The sequence below is a fragment of the Pseudoalteromonas atlantica genome, from assembly GCA_007988745.1.
Classification (GTDB): domain Bacteria; phylum Pseudomonadota; class Gammaproteobacteria; order Enterobacterales; family Alteromonadaceae; genus Pseudoalteromonas; species Pseudoalteromonas atlantica.
The window spans coordinates 12,945-30,181 of sequence record BJUT01000049.1 but is presented as its reverse complement, the minus strand read 5'-3'; the positions used below and the strand labels follow the sequence as shown (position 1 = coordinate 30,181).

Sequence of the window (17,237 nt, the reverse complement as noted above, 5' to 3'; positions counted from 1 at the left end):
CTGTCTGGGATTTAATAAATAGCCGAAATCAGTAGAAAAACGAAACAGCTCGAGGGCGAGCCCTACGAAAGGCCGACCCGACACAATGATAATGTCGCATTTGCTATGTGACTCTCTACCGCTGTGGGCACCACGACATCGCCAGGCTCCAAATACAAGAAAGCCCGACTCGAAAGAGCCGGGCTTTTTTACGTCCGCAGAAAAGTGAAATACATGTCTTTACGTAATATCACCACCTCCGTAGCGTGGGTTGAGTATCACGAAACCCGCGGACAAGGCTCGCCTCACCAATCACAACCCATTTAACATATAGCTAAGTAGCTGTTTGTTTCTGTTTTAAGCTTTAAGAAAAACAATATTTATTCAACATAGCTAGATTACAAATATAATTTTGCTTTGTTACTGGCTTTGATTTAGGATCAAAATAGTTTAAAACCAAGAACTAATAGCCAGTGTATAGATTATTAATTAGTGCCATATCATTTATATTTTGTCTCTCTGTGTCGGCAGTTGAAGTAACTGATCTGTATCAAGATATATTAAAAGTCGATGATAAAAGTCGAGACACGCGTTTAGCCGCTAGCCGCAAAGCATTACTCAATGTTTTAGTAAAGGTAAGCGGGGATGAATCTGCTGATCAAAATAAGCTTGCTCAACAACGCACCAAAAACATTTCAGATTACATGCTCAAGTTTGAATACGACGAAAAAGCAAATGGACAGCTTAATCTAGTTGTTAAATTTGAAGCGCGTAAAATAAATGAATTAATCAAAGAATTAAATTTACCTCTTTGGGGCGTCCAGCGCCCATTAGTTGCTATTTGGTTAGGTATTGAAGATAACTGGCGTAGAGAGCTTGTTACACAAGAAAGCTATCCTCAGTTAGAGCAGCTTATATATGACAAAGCGGGTCGACGTGGTTTACCCGTTGTAGTGCCACTATTAGATTTACAAGACAGACGTTTGGTTGGCATTCCTGAAGTATGGGGTAATTTTTCAGAGCCTGTTGAAGAGGCGTCGCGCCGTTATAGTGCAGAGCGAAGCATTACAGCAAGAATGTATCAAGAGCCCGACAGCGAAACCTGGATTTTAGACTGGCGTTTTACTAATGACGATTTATTCGATTCAAACCGTCTTGAAGGTGATAAACAGCAAATAGTAGGCCAGATGATAGACCGCTTAGCGTTGGGATTAGCCAATGAATACGCTATCGACCCTAACGCGTATTATGAACAGGCTGCGGCTACGCTCACCTTAAAAGGCACTCAAAGCTTTGTCGATATTGAACTTGCAAAGCGTCGTCTACAAAGTTTGAGTGTAGTGACGCAAGCAACCATAATGCGCAAAACCCCAGAATTTGTTGAGTTTAAGCTTAACCACACCGGCAGTGTGGGCGATCTTAAAAAAGGCCTTGGGCTTGATAGTGCCTTTAGAGATTATGTTGACCCTCGCGCATTTTACCATGTTGTAGACAAAAACAGTCTTGAGTATCAGTGGGTCGGTGAGTAATGCTAAGTGCTGAGCCAATGCAAATGGCACTACCAGTCACCTTGCCTGATGATGAAACATTTGCTTCTTATTTTGGTGGGGAAGACTCTTTAGAGGTAAACCACCTTAAAGCGAGCTTCTCAAAGCTTGCCAACAAATTTCAGTACACTTATTTGTGTGGCTTAGGCGATTCTGGTAAATCCCACTTATTGTACGCAACCTGCATACAAGCCCAAGAGCGTGGCTTGTCAAACATGCTGTTGTCTATGCGTGAAGTTATCGACTTTGGCCCTATGGTGTTAGATGGTTTAGAAGCACTTGACGTATTATGTATTGATGATGTGCACTTAGTCGCTGGCAATGACGCATGGGAAAAAGCCCTTTTTAACTTTTTTAATCGCTTTAACGAGCCCGCAAAAATGTTAGTGGTTACGGCCGATTTGCTCCCTGACATGCTTAATATCACCTTGCCCGACTTAGAGTCTCGGCTAAAGTGGGGAACTACCTTTCAAATTCGATCAATGAGTGATGATGATAAAGCACAAGCACTGGTTAAGCGAGCGCATATGCGTGGGCTTGAACTAAGCGATGAATGCGCGCGCTTTTTATTGACTCGCTTGAGTCGTGATATTCGTGCTTTATTAGACGTATTAGACAAATTAGATCATGCATCAATGGCCGCACAACGAAAATTAACAATTCCCTTCATAAAATCAACGTTAAAGCTGTAGTAGGTCTAGAATCTAGACCCTGCTTTCAGTTATCATTAGTCAACAAAATTGTAATCACCTTCTGTGAAAGATCAGGTATCGAATGAACTTAGAAAATATTTTAGCGCAAGCACTTGAGGCAGTTGCCAGTGCCAGTGAAATCGCGCAACTAGAAGAGATCAGGGTTAATTACCTTGGTAAAAAAGGCGAAATCACAAGCTTACTTAAAACACTGGGTAAAATTGCTCCTGAAGAACGCAAAGAAGCAGGCCAAGTAATTAACCAAGCTAAGCAAGATGTACAAGCAGCCATTAACGAAAAGCGTGAGCTTTTAGCAAGTAAAGCGCTTGAAGAAAAGCTAGCAGCTGAAACAATTGATGTAACTTTACCAGGGCGCGTAATGCCTACGGGTGGCCTTCATCCGGTAACACGCACAATCGAGCGTATAGAAAGCTTTTTTGGCGAGCTAGGTTTTGAAGTTAAATCAGGCCCAGAAGTAGAAGATGATTTTCATAACTTTGATGCGCTAAATATTCCTGAGCATCACCCAGCGCGCGCTGATCACGATACCTTTTATTTTAATCCTAAGTTAGTACTGCGTACCCAAACAAGTGGTGTGCAAATTCGTACTATGGAAACAGAGCAACCGCCACTGCGAATTATTTCGCCAGGTCGAGTATATCGTAACGACTACGACCAAACGCATACTCCGATGTTTCATCAGGTAGAAGGTTTAATGGTTGATACTGATGTAAGCTTCACAGAGCTTAAGGGTATTTTACACGACTTCTTACGTAACTTTTTTGAAGAAGACATGGAAATTCGTTTCCGTCCTTCATTCTTCCCATTTACAGAGCCTTCAGCTGAAGTAGATGTTATGGGTAAAGACGGCAAATGGCTTGAAGTATTAGGTTGTGGCATGGTTCACCCTAACGTACTTAAGTCAGTAGGTATTGACCCAGAAAAATACACCGGTTTTGCTTTTGGTATGGGCGTAGAGCGCTTAACCATGCTGCGCTATGGCGTAAACGACTTACGTGCATTTTTTGAAAATGACTTAAAATTCCTAAACCAGTTCCGTTAAGAGTGAAAATATAAAATGAAATTTAGTGAAAAGTGGTTAAGAGAGTGGGTAAATCCTGCTATTGATACGCAAGCTCTTTCGGAACAGCTTTCTATGGCTGGCCTTGAGGTTGACGCAGTTGAGAGCGCGGCAGCGGATTTTAACGGCGTAGTAGTTGGTGAAGTGGTTGAGTGCGCACAGCACCCAGATGCAGATAAACTTCGCGTTACTAAAATCAATGTAGGTGGCGATGAGCTACTTGATATTGTGTGTGGTGCGCCAAACTGTCGCCAAGGCATTAAAGTCGCTGTTGCAACAGTGGGCGCTGTTTTACCGGGCGACTTTAAAATTAAAAAAGCCAAATTACGCGGTCAGCCATCACACGGTATGCTGTGTGCCTTTGTTGAGCTAGGTATTAGCGAAGAAGGCGACGGCATCATGGAATTGCCAAGCGATGCGCCAATTGGTACAGACCTGCGCGAATACTTAGGCCTTGATGACAACATAATTGATGTTGATTTAACGCCAAACCGTGGTGATTGCTTGGGTATAAAAGGCCTTGCACGCGAAGTAGGTGTATTAAACAGCGTTGATGTAAACGAGCTACAAATTCCAGCAGTTAGCGGCACTATTGACGATGAAGTATCTATCGAGCTTGTTAATTCTGATGCGTGTCCGCGTTACTTAGGGCGTGTAATCAAAGGCATTAGCCTTGATGCAGAAACACCGCTTTGGATGGTTGAAAAGCTTCGCCGTAGTGGTATTCGCTCAATTGACCCTGTTGTTGATGTTACTAACTATGTATTACTAGAACTTGGCCACCCAATGCATGCATTTGATTTAAATGCAATTGAAGGCGGCATTAAGGTTCGCAGCGCCAATGCAGGCGAAGAGTTAGTATTGCTTGATGGCAATACTGCAAAACTGAACGAATCAACACTTGTGATAGCCGATCATAATAAAGCACTTGCGATTGCCGGTATTTTTGGCGGTGAGCAATCAGGTGTTACAGAAAAAACGTCTGATATTTTATTAGAAAGCGCGTTTTTTAACCCAGTCGCAATTGCAGGTCAAGCCCGTAGTTACGGCTTACATACCGATGCATCACACCGCTATGAGCGTGGCGTAGATTTTACCCTGCAACACGATGCAATGGAGCGCGCAACTGCTTTATTACTTGATATTGTTGGCGGTGAAGCAGGACCTGTCGTAGAAGCTGTGGCTGCTGATAAACTGCCAAAAGTGACAGAAGTACGCCTACGTCGTGCGCGTTTAGACCGTGTAATTGGTCATCATATTGACGATGCGAAAGTGACTGATATTCTGACTCGTTTAGGCTTAGACGTTAAGTTTGAAAACGACAGCTGGAGCGCTGATATTCCAAGCTACCGCTTCGATATTCGTATTGAAGAAGACTTAATTGAAGAAGTTGCTCGTGTTTATGGTTACAACAGTATTCCAAATGTTGCGCCAACCGCAAAATTAAAAATGACTACACATGACGAGTCAACAATTGCGCTAAGTAAGTTTCGCAATACGTTAGTGACACGTGGCTACCAAGAAGCAATTACGTACAGCTTTGTAGACCCTAAAGCACAAGCTATTATACACCCACAAAGTAATCCGCTTATACTGCCGCACCCAATTTCAATTGAAATGTCGGCTATGCGTGTAAGCTTAATGCCAGGGCTTTTAGCATCGGTTGCGTATAATCAAAACCGTCAACAACCACGTATTCGTTTATTTGAGCATGGTCTTAAATTTATCAGCGACGACAGCGCAGAAAATGGCCTGCAGCAAGTCCCTGTCATTGGCGGTGTGATCACTGGCCTTGCACACGGCGAGCATTGGGTTGAGCAAAAACGCAACGTTGATTTTTACGACTTAAAAGGTGATGTTGAAGCCTTATTAGCAATCACCAACGATACAAGCCGTTTTGAAATTAAAGCAGAGCAGTCTGACGGTTTACACCCAGGCCAATCAGCAGTTATTTATGTTGAAGGTAAAAAGGTAGGATTTTTTGGTGCTCTTCACCCTCAAGTGCAAAAATCGTTAGATATCAATAACGCAACTTTTGTATTTGAAATAGAAATGTCTGCAATAGAAAAAAGAAATTTACCGCAAGCTGTAGGGGTTTCAAAATTCCCTTCAAATCGCCGCGACATCGCGATTTTAGTGGCTGACAGCGTTAATTCAGGTGATATTTTAAGCACAATAGAAAAAGTTGGCGGAAATCAATTGGTTGACCTAAACTTATTCGATGTGTATAAGGGCAAAGGTATTGAGCCAAATTATAAGAGTTTGGCGATTGCTCTAACACTGCAGGCGGTTGATAGAACACTCGAAGAGAAAGATATCAATCTGGTAGTTGATAACGTGGTGGCCACATTGGCCGAAAAGTTTAATGCATCGTTGAGGGACTAGATATGGCGCTTACTAAAGCCGACATAGCTGAACACCTATTTGAAAAGCTCGGGATCAATAAAAAAGATGCCAAAGATTTAGTTGAAGCGTTTTTTGAAGAAATCCGCTCAGCGCTTGAAAAAGGCGAGCAGGTTAAGCTCTCTGGATTTGGTAACTTTGATCTTCGTGATAAAAAAGAAAGACCAGGCCGTAACCCGAAAACAGGAGAAGACATTCCTATTTCGGCGCGCCGCGTGGTGACCTTTAGACCAGGTCAAAAGCTTAAAACCCGTGTAGAAGTGGGCACAAGCAAAGCAAAATAAAAAAGGGCAGCGTAAGCTGCCTTTTTTATTTAAAAAACCATCTGGCATCATGTTTTAAAACACATTTATTGCCAGGGGGTTTTGCTTACCTAAAATTCTCGCGGCGATACAAACTCACCGTTTTGTATTTGTTCATACGTTTGTTGAGCAAGGGCATCGAGCGCATCTAAATTTTTACCATCGCTCATCAGTTGGTGCTCAATGGGTAGTAAATCTATATTCTCAATGCCAGCGCTTTGCGCCACTTTCGAAAAAATGTAAGCGTGCTTATATTTATCATGTTTATAAAATAAGCTGATTAACGAGGTATACACTTCAGGATTTGGCTGTTGGCCTTGTTTATTTAGCTCAAGGGTTTTATATAGCAAATCAATTGTTTTTTCATCGTCAAACTTAATGTAATAAGAGGCTAGATAAAACTGCATTTCTGCACTATTGGTTACGCTTTCATCATTTTCCATTGCAAGTAAACGAGTCAGCGCACTTTGCTCATTGTTACGTGACCAATGATAGTAAAGCAAACCTGGGTGGTTAGTGTTTTTTGTGTCTTGATAAAGTCGGGTCATCTCTTTAATGCTAGTAAGCTGACCTTCAATACGCGATGTTGTTTTAGACTTTAGTTTAATATGTTCTATTTTTGCGGCTAAAGTAATACATTGATTATACGACTCAAATCCCTTAAGCAATTGGTATTTGTTTTCATCTGTGGGTTTTTTATATTCTATATAGCGTTTTAAAATAACCTCAGAGCGCTCATTTTTACAATGGCTATCTTTATTTAAATCACTACAAAAGCCAGGTGTTTCTTTACATACCTGAGCGAGAGTCAGTGGTTCTTCGCATCCTGTTAACGCTAGCATTGTTAGTATTGCGCTTGCTCTTAAAACCATCCCTTAACCTCAAATGAATATATACATTACTATTCTAGCGCAATCATTTGTGCGCTAACAGTAGAGAATAACTTTAGATTAACTTAGAATAGCCCTGCCTGAAGTGCATTACTCTCAAAATCTAATGCATTTTTAAAGGCTATCCGTTCAAAATGATTAAATTAGGTAAATAAAATGACCTCATCTCACGAATTAGAATATACAAATAGTTGGCAAGAACGCCAAGATTACGCTGAAAGCATGCAACCTATCATTGGTAAGCTTTATCGTAACCGTGGTATAGAAATCGCTGTATATGGCCGTCCTCTCGTTAATGCCAGTACTATCGATATTATCAAATCACACAAAACTGTAGCGCAATTTGAAGGCACTAAATTACGTTTACGCGAAAGCTTTCCGTTTTTAGAAGCCATTAGTAAAATGGAGCTAAACTCAGCACGTATTGATATTGGTAAACTTGCTTATAGCTATTTGTACAGCGATGCTGCTAATGGCCGCACAGTTGATGAATTTGTTAAAGACGAATTAGCCGAAATTGCAGACTCACCAGCCAAAGAGCCGCGGGATGTTGTATTGTATGGCTTTGGTCGTATAGGGCGTTTGTTAGCACGTTTACTAATCGAAAAATCAGGCCCATATGCCGACTTACGTTTACGCGCAATTGTGGTACGTGGAGGTAAAGAAGGCGATCTTGAGAAACGTGCAAGCTTACTGCGTCGCGATTCAATTCATGGTCCATTTAATGGCTCAATCACAATTGATACGCAGCGTAATGCAATTAAAGCGAATGGCAGCTACATCCAAGTGATTTATGCTAACTCGCCAAGTGAAGTTGATTACACCGCTTACGGTATCGAAAATGCACTCGTAGTTGATAACACTGGTATTTGGAAAGACGAAGCAGGCCTTGGTCAGCACTTAGAGTCTAAAGGGGCTGCAAAAGTACTATTAACAGCACCGGCTAAAGGCAACATTAAAAACATTGTTTATGGTGTAAATAACCAAGACATTAAGCCTGAAGATAAAATCGTGTGTGCAGCAAGCTGTACCACCAATGCGATTACGCCAACGCTTAAAGCATTAAACGATAAGTTTGGTATTAATAACGGCCACGTAGAAACCGTACACTCTTACACAAACGATCAAAACCTTATTGATAACTACCACAAAGCAGAGCGTCGTGGACGTGCTGCTGCACTTAATATGGTAATTACCGAAACAGGCGCAGCTAAAGCGGTATCTAAAGCGCTTCCTGAGCTTGAAGGTAAGCTAACAGGTAATGCGATTCGTGTGCCTACACCTAATGTGTCGCTTGCTATATTAAACTTAAACCTTAATAGCAGCACGTCTGTTGAAGAGCTAAATGCGTTTTTACGCGAAACAGCACTGCATTCAGAGCTGCGCGACCAAATTGACTACACCGCATCAACCGAAATCGTATCTACCGATTTAGTCGGTAGCCGCTACGCAGGTGTTGTAGACTCGCAAGCAACAATTGTTGAAGGTAACCGCGTTGTTTTATACGTATGGTACGACAATGAATTTGGCTACAGCTGCCAAGTAGTTCGTTGTATGCGTGATATGGCTGAAGTTGCTTTCCCAAGCTTACCTCGCTAATTTAAACGCAATTATACTAAGCCAGCTTTTTTGCTGGCTTTTTAGTCGCGTTATATTTTTAAAGTGCACCCTGTGTGGTAGGCTTTAATTATTGAAATGCTTATTTGATTTCATTCAATAATGCATTTTACTATTTAACCTGCAATCTGCTTGAGATAACTTAATTATCCACAGTACAGGTTTTTAAATAGTGTCAGTTCTGCACTTTTAGGCCGCTCTTTTTTGTAATTTAGTAACCAAAAATAGAGTCAATTTAATCCAAAATATCAACGTGCCTAACAAAGCAGATAAACTTATTCTACCTTAAGGTTTTTTCATGAAAATCAGCAGCAATTTTGATAGTGGTAACATAAAGGTTATCGAAGCCAACGATCCGTTAAATATTCAATTAGAGATAAACAACGATCACCAGTCTGAATTTTACCAGTGGTTTCACTTTCGTCTAGAAACAACGCCTTATCAACTGCATAAGTTAAACATTAATAATTTAGAAAACTCTGCCTACCCAGATGGATGGGAAGGCTACCAAGCTGTTGCCTCATACGACCGTCAAACATGGTTCCGTGTGCCTTCAAATTACGAAAATGGCACGCTTACCTTTGAACTAGAGCCTGAATGCCCCAGTGTATATTTTGCTTACTTTGCGCCATATAGCTACGACCGTCATTTAGATTTATTAGCCTGGGCGCAAAGCGAAGAGCTTTGCCAATTACAAACATTAGGTGAAACACTTGATGGCCGTGATATGAGCGTGCTTAAAATTGGTCAGCCTAGTGAAGATAAAAAAACAATCTGGATCACCGCGCGCCAACACCCAGGCGAAACTATGGCAGAATGGTTTGTAGAAGGGCTATTACACAAACTACTAGATGATGAAGACCCGCATGCCGCTGCTCTTTTATCAAAAGCTGTATTTTATGTAGTACCAAACATGAACCCAGATGGCAGCGTACGTGGTCACCTTCGTACTAACGCAAAAGGCGTTAACTTAAACCGTGAATGGCAAACGCCTAGCATGGAAAATAGCCCAGAAGTGTATTTAGTACTGAATAAAATGCGCGAAACTGGCCTCGATATGCATTTAGATATACACGGTGATGAAGCTATTCCTTATAACTTTGTGGCGGGCAGTGAAGGTATTCCAAGCTACGATGACCGCTTAAAAGACTTAGAAGATAGCTTTAAAGCAGCGCTGCTTACTATAACGCCAGAGTTTCAAGATGAGCACGGTTACGATAAAGACGAGCCGGGCAAAGCTAATTTAACAGTTGGCTCATCTGCAACGGCAGAAGAGTTTAAAGCACTTACTTACACAATTGAGATGCCTTTTAAAGACAATAACGACTTACCAGACCCAGATTACGGCTGGTCAGACCGCCGCTCGTATCAATTTGGTCAAGATACTTTAGCGGCAATCGTAAATGTCGTTGATAAATTAAGATAAATTAGTATAAGGTAAGGGCAACATTAAAATGTTGCCCTTTTTTATTACAAAATTAACAAATAATAAAAGTGCGCAATAGCTTAGTTATCGTATTACCTAGCTCTGAGTAAGTAATAAACAATCAACAGTCTCAAATAAAATAATAAGAGGTATTTAGCGTGGATGCATTCGGACAACTTTTAGATAGCCTAGATGGCATGTTAGGGGGCGCAGTTTGGTTTCCCTACGTGCTGCTAGGAGTCGGTCTATTTTTTACTATTTATTTAAAGTTCCCACAAATTCGTTATTTCAAACATGCGTGTAAAGTAGTTACAGGCAAATTTGATAAAAAAGGCACCGAGGGTGACACAACACATTTTCAAGCACTGGCTACTGCGCTCTCTGGTACGGTAGGTACAGGTAACATTGGTGGGGTAGCCTTGGCTATTTCTATTGGTGGCCCCGCGGCATTATTTTGGATGTGGATGACGGCATTTTTTGGTATGACCACCAAATTTGTAGAAGTTACGCTTTCGCATAAATACCGCGAAAAAACCCAAGATGGCACCATGGCGGGTGGCCCTATGTATTACATGGATAAACGCCTAAACATGAAGTGGCTTGCTATTTTGTTTGCTGTTGCCACTGTAATTAGCTCTTTTGGTACGGGCAGTTTGCCACAAATTAACAACATAGCGCAGGGTATGGAAGCCACATTTGGTTTTGCACCTATGGCAACCGGTGCTGTGTTATCTATTTTACTTGCGTTGGTTATTTTAAGGTGGTATTCGTCGTATTGCTGCTATTACATCACGTGTTGTGCCCATTATGGCCGTGATTTATATCATAGGTGCGTTAGGTGTTATTTTTTATAACATTGAAAACATCGGCCCTTCGTTTGCGTCAATATTTGTTGATGCATTTACAGGCTCTGCTGCAGCCGGTGGCTTTTTAGGTGCCTCTTTTGCGTATGCATTTAACAGAGGAGTTAACCGTGGCTTGTTCTCAAATGAGGCCGGTCAAGGTTCTGCACCCATTGCCCACGCATCGGCAAAAGCTGATGAACCTGTGTCTGAAGGCATGGTGTCAATTTTAGAGCCGTTTATCGATACCATTATTATTTGTACATTAACAGGCTTAGTTATTTTATCGTCGGGTGTGTGGAATGAAAAATTCGAAACACATTTTGAACGATCGTCAATGAGCATTATTAAAGGTGACTACTCAGAAACCAACGAAGCGCAGCGCCAAGAGCTATACAATTACCTAAACGGTAATGATAGCAAGGTAGAGCTATTCAACGGCAACATTGATGTAGTTAATGGCGAGCCAACAAGTAATGGCTTTACCGTATTACATTCACGCTCAATTGGTGAAGACATACGTTTTGGTATTACCGACAAACATAAGTACACAGGTATTGTTGAAGTTAAAAACGGCATGCCAACCGACGACAGCATTAGTTTAATTGGTAAATCGTTAGTGCACTCAGCAGAGCTGACAACCAAAGCGTTTACCCGAGGCTTTTTTGGCGATAGCGGCCAATACATAGTATCGATAGGCTTATTGTTATTCGCGTTTTCTACTGCCATTGCGTGGTCGTACTACGGTGACCGTGCCATGATTTACTTACTTGGTAATCGCTCAGTTATGCCGTATCGCGTATTTTATGTTGCAGCGTTCTTTTGGGCTTCGTTTGCCGATACCACTTTAGTATGGAAATTAGCAGCCGTTGCAATTGTCGTTATGACCTTGCCTAACTTATTTGGCATTATGTTATTGCGCAAAGAAATGAAACAATCCGTAGATGACTACTGGGTTAAATTCAAAAAAGACAACGAGCAATAAAACAAGTACAATAAAAGGCGCCGCAAGGCGCTTTTTTTATGCGTAGTATGGAGAGTAGTATGGCGATTATTCATTGCCCCAAATGTGCAAAATCAATTTCAGATAAACATCAGCAGTGTCCGCATTGCAATAGTAACATTGGCGCGCTTAACTCTGAGCAGGTACAACAGCTTCAGCGCGAACAGCGAATTAAAAAACAGCAAATGTTTATGAACCATTCTTTCTTGGCGCTCATACTATTTTTAGGTGGCTTTTTTTGCTTATACTTTTTACAACCCGCAAAAGAAACCCTGCAATGGTACGCGTATACAGTAGCGATTGGTGTTGGCTGTATTTGGTATTTAGTAAACCGCGTTATTTTAGTGACTCTAAAAAAGAAAAGATGACATGAATATTGACAACCTTGTACAAAATATAACCCCAGAATTATTTGAGCGTTTACAGTACGGTGCTTCAACCGGCAAATGGCCCGATGGCACGCCGCTCTCTGATGAGCAAAAGCAACAAACGGTGCAACTTGTTATGCTTTACCAAGCTAAAATAGCGCAATCAAACGAGCAATTTACCATTGGCGCTAATGGCGAAATGATCCAAAAGACAAAAGCACAACTACAAAAAGAATTTAAATCAGAAAACGAAATAGCTAGGTTTAGTGAACATGATCTTTAAACACCTTTTTACACCTAAGTGGAAACACCCAAAGCAGCAAGTTCGTCTAGACGCAATCGAAAAACTTGATGTAGAGCGCGACGCATCAATTTTAAGCACATTAGCGCTGGAAGATAACTCAGCCGAAATACGCCGCAAAGCATTACAAAAAGTAAATAACTTACCACTGTGGTGGAAAGCCTATAAACAAGATCACGCGCTAAAAGATGTAGCCGAAATACAAATTTCAAACGCAGTGCTAAACAACGAAAGCGCACTGAGCACGCAAATTAAAAGTGAGTATATAGACCGTTTTGCACCGGTTAAAACACTAGAAAAACTCGCCTTTGCAGAGAAAGAACTGCAAGTACGCGTTAAACTTTTAAAGCGCTTAGCTAATCCTAAATTAATTGAAAAAGCGTTTAAAGAGGGCAGCGAAGAGCTTCAAAGCCAACTTGTAGAGCTCGTTATAACGCATCAACTTATTAAACCATTAGTAAAGCACGCTAAAGGCGATGCTAAGCAGCAGCTTGAGCAACACGTTGAAAACGAACGCTTAGCGATTGAAATGCCCGCTCAGGTAGAGAGCGCAACACGCGTTATTTTAGCAAAGCTAAATGCCCTGCGAGATAAAAACGATTACGCCATAGTAAACCCACAAGCCGGCGAATTAATGGTGCAGTGGCAAGCACTTGAACTTAAATGGTTAAGCGAAGAGCATGTTAAAGAGCTAGATAAAAAATACATCAGCATTACCGATAAACTCGATGCGCATATTGCTACGTTAAAAGCTCAGCACGAGCAACAACAGCAGCGTTTAGCCGAGCAACAACGCCAATTATTAGCTCTGGCAACACTTGAGGCATTGAGCGAAGAAATAGAAAACGCGTTGCAATTAGGCTTAGAAACCCCAGAGCAAATTCAGCAAGATTGGTTAGAGGCTAAAGTAGCGCAAGCTAAGCAAACGTTAACCGATGCCCAACACGGCGATAACGCACAAACTAAGCAAGTTATTACAAAGCTTGAAAAACTATTCAATCAGGTGGCTAAACTACCAGAGCTTAGTAGCGCAATTGCACAGTATAAAATTGCTTTTGAACAGCTTAAAGCAATTGAGCCTGCGCAGCAGCTAGCTGATTACGATGATGTTTTAACTTGTTTTAATAACGCATTTAAACAAACTCGTAGCCATTTAAATGTGGTTGATGGGGCATTGCAGCAAAACTTTAAATCGCAATTAAATACGCATAAAAAGCAGTTTTTAGCGCAAATGAGTGAGCTGACAAAACCGCTTGAAAAAAACCAAAGCACAGCCAAACGTAAAGCACGCGATGTAAAACGCCTTATTGAGCAAGGCCGCTTTAATGTTGCTTTTGGTGTATTTAAAGGCTTTGAAGAGTTGTTTGATAAGTTAACACCGCAATTTCAGCAGCCACTCGTAAACTTAAAAGCCGATTTAGAAGCACAACTTGCAGAAGCAAAAGATTGGCAAAAATACGCAGCCGCGCCAAAACGCGAAGCCTTACTTGAAGAAGTGGCAGGTTTAGTCGACCAACCGTGTGACGACCCACAACATCGCGCTGAGCAAGTTAAAGCGTTTCGTAAGCGTTGGAACGAGCTTGGCCGTTTAGATACAGAGCAAGAAAAACAACAAGGTGAGCAGTTTGATAGCAACATAGAGCTGTTGTTTGCACCGTGTCGTAGTTACTTTGCCGAGCAAGAAGTGGCGCGCGAAGCGGCAAAAGCCCAGCGTGAAGTACTGATAAACGATATGCAAGCACTAAGCGAGCAAGACACCGCTATTGAAAGCTTTGATTGGAAGCAGTTTGAAAGCCAATACAACCGTTTAAATAAAGCGTGGCGTAGCGTAGGTAAAGTTGACCCTAAAACATACCGCGTATTAAACGAAAGCTTTAAAACACAGCAGCAGAGCGTACTTGCTATATTAAATGCATACCATAAAGGTAACGCAGCACAAAAAAATGCCTTAGTGGAGCGCGCCTCAGCGCTTTCGCAAAGTGAAGATTTAGCTGCAGCATGCCAAGAGTTAAAGCAATTACAACAGCAATGGCAAAGTATAGGTTTTGCAGGTTTAAAAGCCGAAAATGCGCTGTGGCAAAAGTTTCGCCAGTATAACGATGAAACCTTTAGCAAACGTAGCAGTGAGTTTGAGCAGCAAAAGCTGGCTCAAAACGAAACAGATAAACAAGCTGCAATAGAACTGGCTGAGCTAGAAAGTGCCCTTGAGCAAGTTAATCAAAAAGCCCAATTGCATGACCTAGAAACCAAAGTAAAAGGCTACGCGCAATATAAATCGCTTGCGTCAAAAGTGGCAGCATTATTAAGTGCTATTGACGAAAAGCTAGCTTTACTTACAAGCCAAGCGCAGCATGCGCAATTTGAAGCGCTGATCACTGCACTTGAAAACAACGATGTAGTGCCAAGCCAATTTCAAGCTCCGTTAGCGACGTCGCTTAGTAGTGAACAGCTTATTACAAGAATGGAAATTCTTGCCAATGTAAGCTCGCAAAATGCAGCGCTTAGAATGGCAGAGCAAGTAGCCATGCTTGATGATAAACACCGTGGTGAGCATGCTGATTTAAACTATTATTTAAAGCAGCTATTAGCGCTCAGTAAGGGTTCAGTTGAGCCTGACACACTAGCTAAAATTAAAACTATTTTTACAGCATAATATGTAATTAACTTGTATTAAATACAGGTATTGCATAATAAAAGCCGCTGTTTAAGCGGCTTTTTTATAATTACAACGAGGATAAAGGTTAGCATGAGAATTTTATTACTGTTTTTAACCACACTATTTTTAAGCGCATGTAATTCTACACAAGGCTTGTCTGTTTACTCATTTACCAGCTCAGAAGTAGAAAGTGTGCTAGGTAAACAGTTGCCTAAGTTAAGCGAAAAGGTGAGCTTAATGGGGCTGCCAGTGCAGTTTGATGTAAACGATTTAAGTGTAAATATTGGTCCAGATAACCGTGATGTAGTAGTACTTGGTGCAGACTCAAGTGCAGAAATAAATGCATTTGCATTAAAATACCCAGTACGCTTAAAGCTGCAAATTGAAGGCAGCCCGTTTTACGACAGTGAAAAAAAAGCCGTGTTTTTACGCAATGTTAAACTACTAGATTCGAGTGTGGATGCTGGTGGCTTTAAAGGTAATTTAGCGGCGCTTGATAATGAAGCGATGGAAGTAATTAATGCTTTTTTAGCCCTCAACCCTGTTTATACGTTAAATATGGATGACCCTAAAATGATGCTGCTAAGCAAATTACCCCTTGATATGAAAGTGGTTGAAGGGGCAATTAAATTAGTACCACGCCTTTAATGTACAGCACACTGCTTACGATAGTTTTATTACCCAAACGTTTGGTTAATTAGATCGAGCAAAGTAAAATGTACGTATTAATTAGCCTGTTTCTCAGGCTAATTAGGTTTTTATAATGGCAGCTTCGCGCAGCATACCTACCTCAAGACTCTCTCGATTTGCAAAGCTTGGCTCCTTAGCCGGTGGTGTTGCAACCAACATGCTTATAGATGGCACTAAAAGTGCGCTCTCGGGTAATGGTTGGAATAATAAAGCTTTACTCTTACAACCTAAAAACATAGAAAAACTAGCTGTTCAGCTAGCACACCTTCGTGGTGCTGCCATGAAACTAGGGCAATTACTTTCTATGGATGCTGGCGAGCTATTAAGTCCTGAACTTACTCAATTACTCGCATTGCTTCGCGCTGATGCAAACCCAATGCCGCACAATCAATTAGTTAAGGTATTTAAAAGTGAATGGGGTGAAGACTGGCTTAATCGTTTTTCGCATATTGAACTTAGGCCATTTGCAGCGGCGTCTATTGGCCAAGTGCACTTAGCTTATCAAGAAAATGGTGAAAAACTGGCGGTAAAAATTCAATACCCAGGTATAGCGCAAAGTGTACATAGCGATGTAGACAATGTTATTGCACTATTAAACATTGCGCGGTTAATCCCTAAAGAGCTTGTTATACAGCCACTCATAAATGAGGCTAAAGCGCAGCTACTTGCCGAGGCTGATTATGAACGCGAAGCACACTACCTTAAAAGATACGGTGAGTTGCTAAGCCAGCACGTTAATTTTAAAGTGCCTAAAGTATATGGTGTTCACAACACTAAACGCATTTTGGCAATGGAGTATGTACAAGCAACGCCTATAGAAGCGCTTAGCAATTTACCCCAAGGTGAGCAAAATAACATTGCAGCTAGGCTCATAGATTTATTTTTTAAAGAAATGTTTGAGTTTAAGCTAATTCAAACCGATCCTAACTTTGCTAATTTTCATTATCAGACCCAGAGCAAGCAAATTGTGTTATTTGACTTTGGGGCAACCCGAGAGATCTCGAGTAAATTGAGCAAGGCTTACCTGTCACTATTTATTGCAGGCACTGAAAACAATAGGGCGGGCGTGTTAAGCGCAGCACGTGAAATAGGTTATTTTAAAGATACCCTACTAGATTCTTACAAAAGCCATGTTATTGATTTGTTTTTAATGGCGTGTGAGCCGCTAAGAACCACTGGCGAGTTTGATTTTAAAAACAGCCCCTTAGCAACGAATATTAAAAATGCAGGGCTAGAGCTGAGCGCACAGTCGCAACAATGGCATACACCGCCGGTTGATGCGTTGTTTATTCATCGTAAGCTAGCTGGGCTTTATTTAATTGCGGCAAAGTTAAATGCAAAACTAGATATTAACGCTTTATTTAAGCCTTATATTAAAGGCCACTTTATTTAACTGTTTAGCGCGTCACTTTATGGCATAATAATCGTGATATTTCGCGA

At 41.2% G+C, this 17,237-nt stretch carries 13 protein-coding genes and 1 pseudogene; 13 read left to right on the top strand and 1 reads right to left on the bottom strand.

Annotation, left to right across the window (positions count from 1 at the left end):
- Positions 1-452 precede the first annotated feature (452 nt).
- The 5 genes from PAT01_RS16255 to ihfA all read left to right on the top strand — a co-directional run bounded on the left by PAT01_RS16255 (position 453) and on the right by ihfA (position 5,986).
- Positions 453-1,508 (top strand): DUF2066 domain-containing protein, encoded by a 1,056-nt coding sequence (locus tag PAT01_RS16255; protein ID WP_154945829.1) that lies wholly within the window; start codon positions 453-455, stop codon positions 1,506-1,508.
- Positions 1,508-2,218 (top strand): DnaA regulatory inactivator Hda, encoded by a 711-nt coding sequence (gene hda / locus PAT01_RS16250; RefSeq protein WP_186807298.1) that lies wholly within the window; start codon positions 1,508-1,510, stop codon positions 2,216-2,218. Before PAT01_RS16255 ends, hda begins: the two co-directional genes overlap by 1 nt.
- An 82-nt stretch (positions 2,219-2,300) precedes the next feature.
- On the top strand, positions 2,301-3,281 hold the full coding sequence (pheS, locus tag PAT01_RS16245; RefSeq protein ID WP_004587232.1) for a phenylalanine--tRNA ligase subunit alpha: 981 nt from the start codon (positions 2,301-2,303) through the stop codon (positions 3,279-3,281).
- A gap of 15 nt (positions 3,282-3,296) precedes the next feature.
- Complete coding sequence (gene pheT, locus PAT01_RS16240) at positions 3,297-5,684, top strand: phenylalanine--tRNA ligase subunit beta (protein ID WP_054983636.1); 2,388 nt, start codon at positions 3,297-3,299, stop codon at positions 5,682-5,684.
- 2 nt (positions 5,685-5,686) lie between these two features.
- Positions 5,687-5,986, top strand: a complete 300-nt coding sequence (gene ihfA, locus PAT01_RS16235; protein WP_002960690.1) for an integration host factor subunit alpha — start codon at positions 5,687-5,689, stop codon at positions 5,984-5,986.
- An 89-nt stretch (positions 5,987-6,075) separates the two neighbouring features.
- Here ihfA and PAT01_RS16230 read toward each other — a convergent pair whose 3' ends face one another.
- On the bottom strand, positions 6,076-6,876 hold the full coding sequence (locus PAT01_RS16230) for a DUF2989 domain-containing protein (RefSeq protein ID WP_004587234.1): 801 nt from the start codon (positions 6,874-6,876) through the stop codon (positions 6,076-6,078).
- Positions 6,877-7,050: 174 nt separating this feature from the next.
- On the opposite strand from PAT01_RS16230, the gene PAT01_RS16225 reads away from it, so the two are divergent.
- The 8 genes and pseudogenes from PAT01_RS16225 (at position 7,051) to PAT01_RS16190 (ending at position 17,190) form a co-directional block, all read left to right on the top strand.
- Positions 7,051-8,493 (top strand): glyceraldehyde-3-phosphate dehydrogenase, encoded by a 1,443-nt coding sequence (locus tag PAT01_RS16225; protein WP_004587235.1) that lies wholly within the window; start codon positions 7,051-7,053, stop codon positions 8,491-8,493.
- Positions 8,494-8,809: 316 nt separating this feature from the next.
- Entirely contained in the window at positions 8,810-9,937 is a 1,128-nt protein-coding gene (locus tag PAT01_RS16220; RefSeq protein ID WP_004587236.1) for a M14 family metallopeptidase, read from the top strand.
- 158 nt (positions 9,938-10,095) lie between these two features.
- Positions 10,096-11,764 (top strand): annotated as a pseudogene (locus tag PAT01_RS16215) (alanine/glycine:cation symporter family protein).
- 59 nt (positions 11,765-11,823) lie between these two features.
- Complete coding sequence (locus PAT01_RS16210) at positions 11,824-12,150, top strand: hypothetical protein (protein WP_004587238.1); 327 nt, start codon at positions 11,824-11,826, stop codon at positions 12,148-12,150.
- A gap of 1 nt (position 12,151) precedes the next feature.
- Positions 12,152-12,433 (top strand): YeaC family protein, encoded by a 282-nt coding sequence (locus tag PAT01_RS16205; RefSeq protein WP_004587239.1) that lies wholly within the window; start codon positions 12,152-12,154, stop codon positions 12,431-12,433.
- Positions 12,423-15,104 carry a DUF349 domain-containing protein gene (locus tag PAT01_RS16200; RefSeq protein ID WP_154945828.1) on the top strand — a complete coding sequence of 894 codons (2,682 nt, stop codon included), beginning with the start codon at positions 12,423-12,425 and terminating at the stop codon, positions 15,102-15,104. The genes PAT01_RS16205 and PAT01_RS16200 overlap by 11 nt, the downstream gene beginning before the upstream one ends.
- A 93-nt stretch (positions 15,105-15,197) precedes the next feature.
- Positions 15,198-15,755 (top strand): YceB family lipoprotein, encoded by a 558-nt coding sequence (locus PAT01_RS16195; protein WP_154945827.1) that lies wholly within the window; start codon positions 15,198-15,200, stop codon positions 15,753-15,755.
- 115 nt (positions 15,756-15,870) lie between these two features.
- Entirely contained in the window at positions 15,871-17,190 is a 1,320-nt protein-coding gene (locus PAT01_RS16190) for an ABC1 kinase family protein (protein ID WP_154945826.1), read from the top strand.
- Positions 17,191-17,237: the final 47 nt, after the last annotated feature.

Bases quoted from the DNA above. Each gene is read 5' to 3' on its own strand.
- hda (WP_186807298.1), top strand. From the start codon at position 1,508: ATGCTAAGTGCTGAGCCAATGCAAATGGCACTACCAGTCACCTTGCCT.
- pheS (WP_004587232.1), top strand. From the start codon at position 2,301: ATGAACTTAGAAAATATTTTAGCGCAAGCACTTGAGGCAGTTGCCAGT.
- pheT (WP_054983636.1), top strand. From the start codon at position 3,297: ATGAAATTTAGTGAAAAGTGGTTAAGAGAGTGGGTAAATCCTGCTATT.
- ihfA (WP_002960690.1), top strand. From the start codon at position 5,687: ATGGCGCTTACTAAAGCCGACATAGCTGAACACCTATTTGAAAAGCTC.
- PAT01_RS16230 (WP_004587234.1), bottom strand. From the start codon at position 6,876: ATGGTTTTAAGAGCAAGCGCAATACTAACAATGCTAGCGTTAACAGGA.
- PAT01_RS16225 (WP_004587235.1), top strand. From the start codon at position 7,051: ATGACCTCATCTCACGAATTAGAATATACAAATAGTTGGCAAGAACGC.
- PAT01_RS16220 (WP_004587236.1), top strand. From the start codon at position 8,810: ATGAAAATCAGCAGCAATTTTGATAGTGGTAACATAAAGGTTATCGAA.
- PAT01_RS16210 (WP_004587238.1), top strand. From the start codon at position 11,824: ATGGCGATTATTCATTGCCCCAAATGTGCAAAATCAATTTCAGATAAA.
- PAT01_RS16205 (WP_004587239.1), top strand. From the start codon at position 12,152: ATGAATATTGACAACCTTGTACAAAATATAACCCCAGAATTATTTGAG.
- PAT01_RS16200 (WP_154945828.1), top strand. From the start codon at position 12,423: ATGATCTTTAAACACCTTTTTACACCTAAGTGGAAACACCCAAAGCAG.
- PAT01_RS16195 (WP_154945827.1), top strand. From the start codon at position 15,198: ATGAGAATTTTATTACTGTTTTTAACCACACTATTTTTAAGCGCATGT.
- PAT01_RS16190 (WP_154945826.1), top strand. From the start codon at position 15,871: ATGGCAGCTTCGCGCAGCATACCTACCTCAAGACTCTCTCGATTTGCA.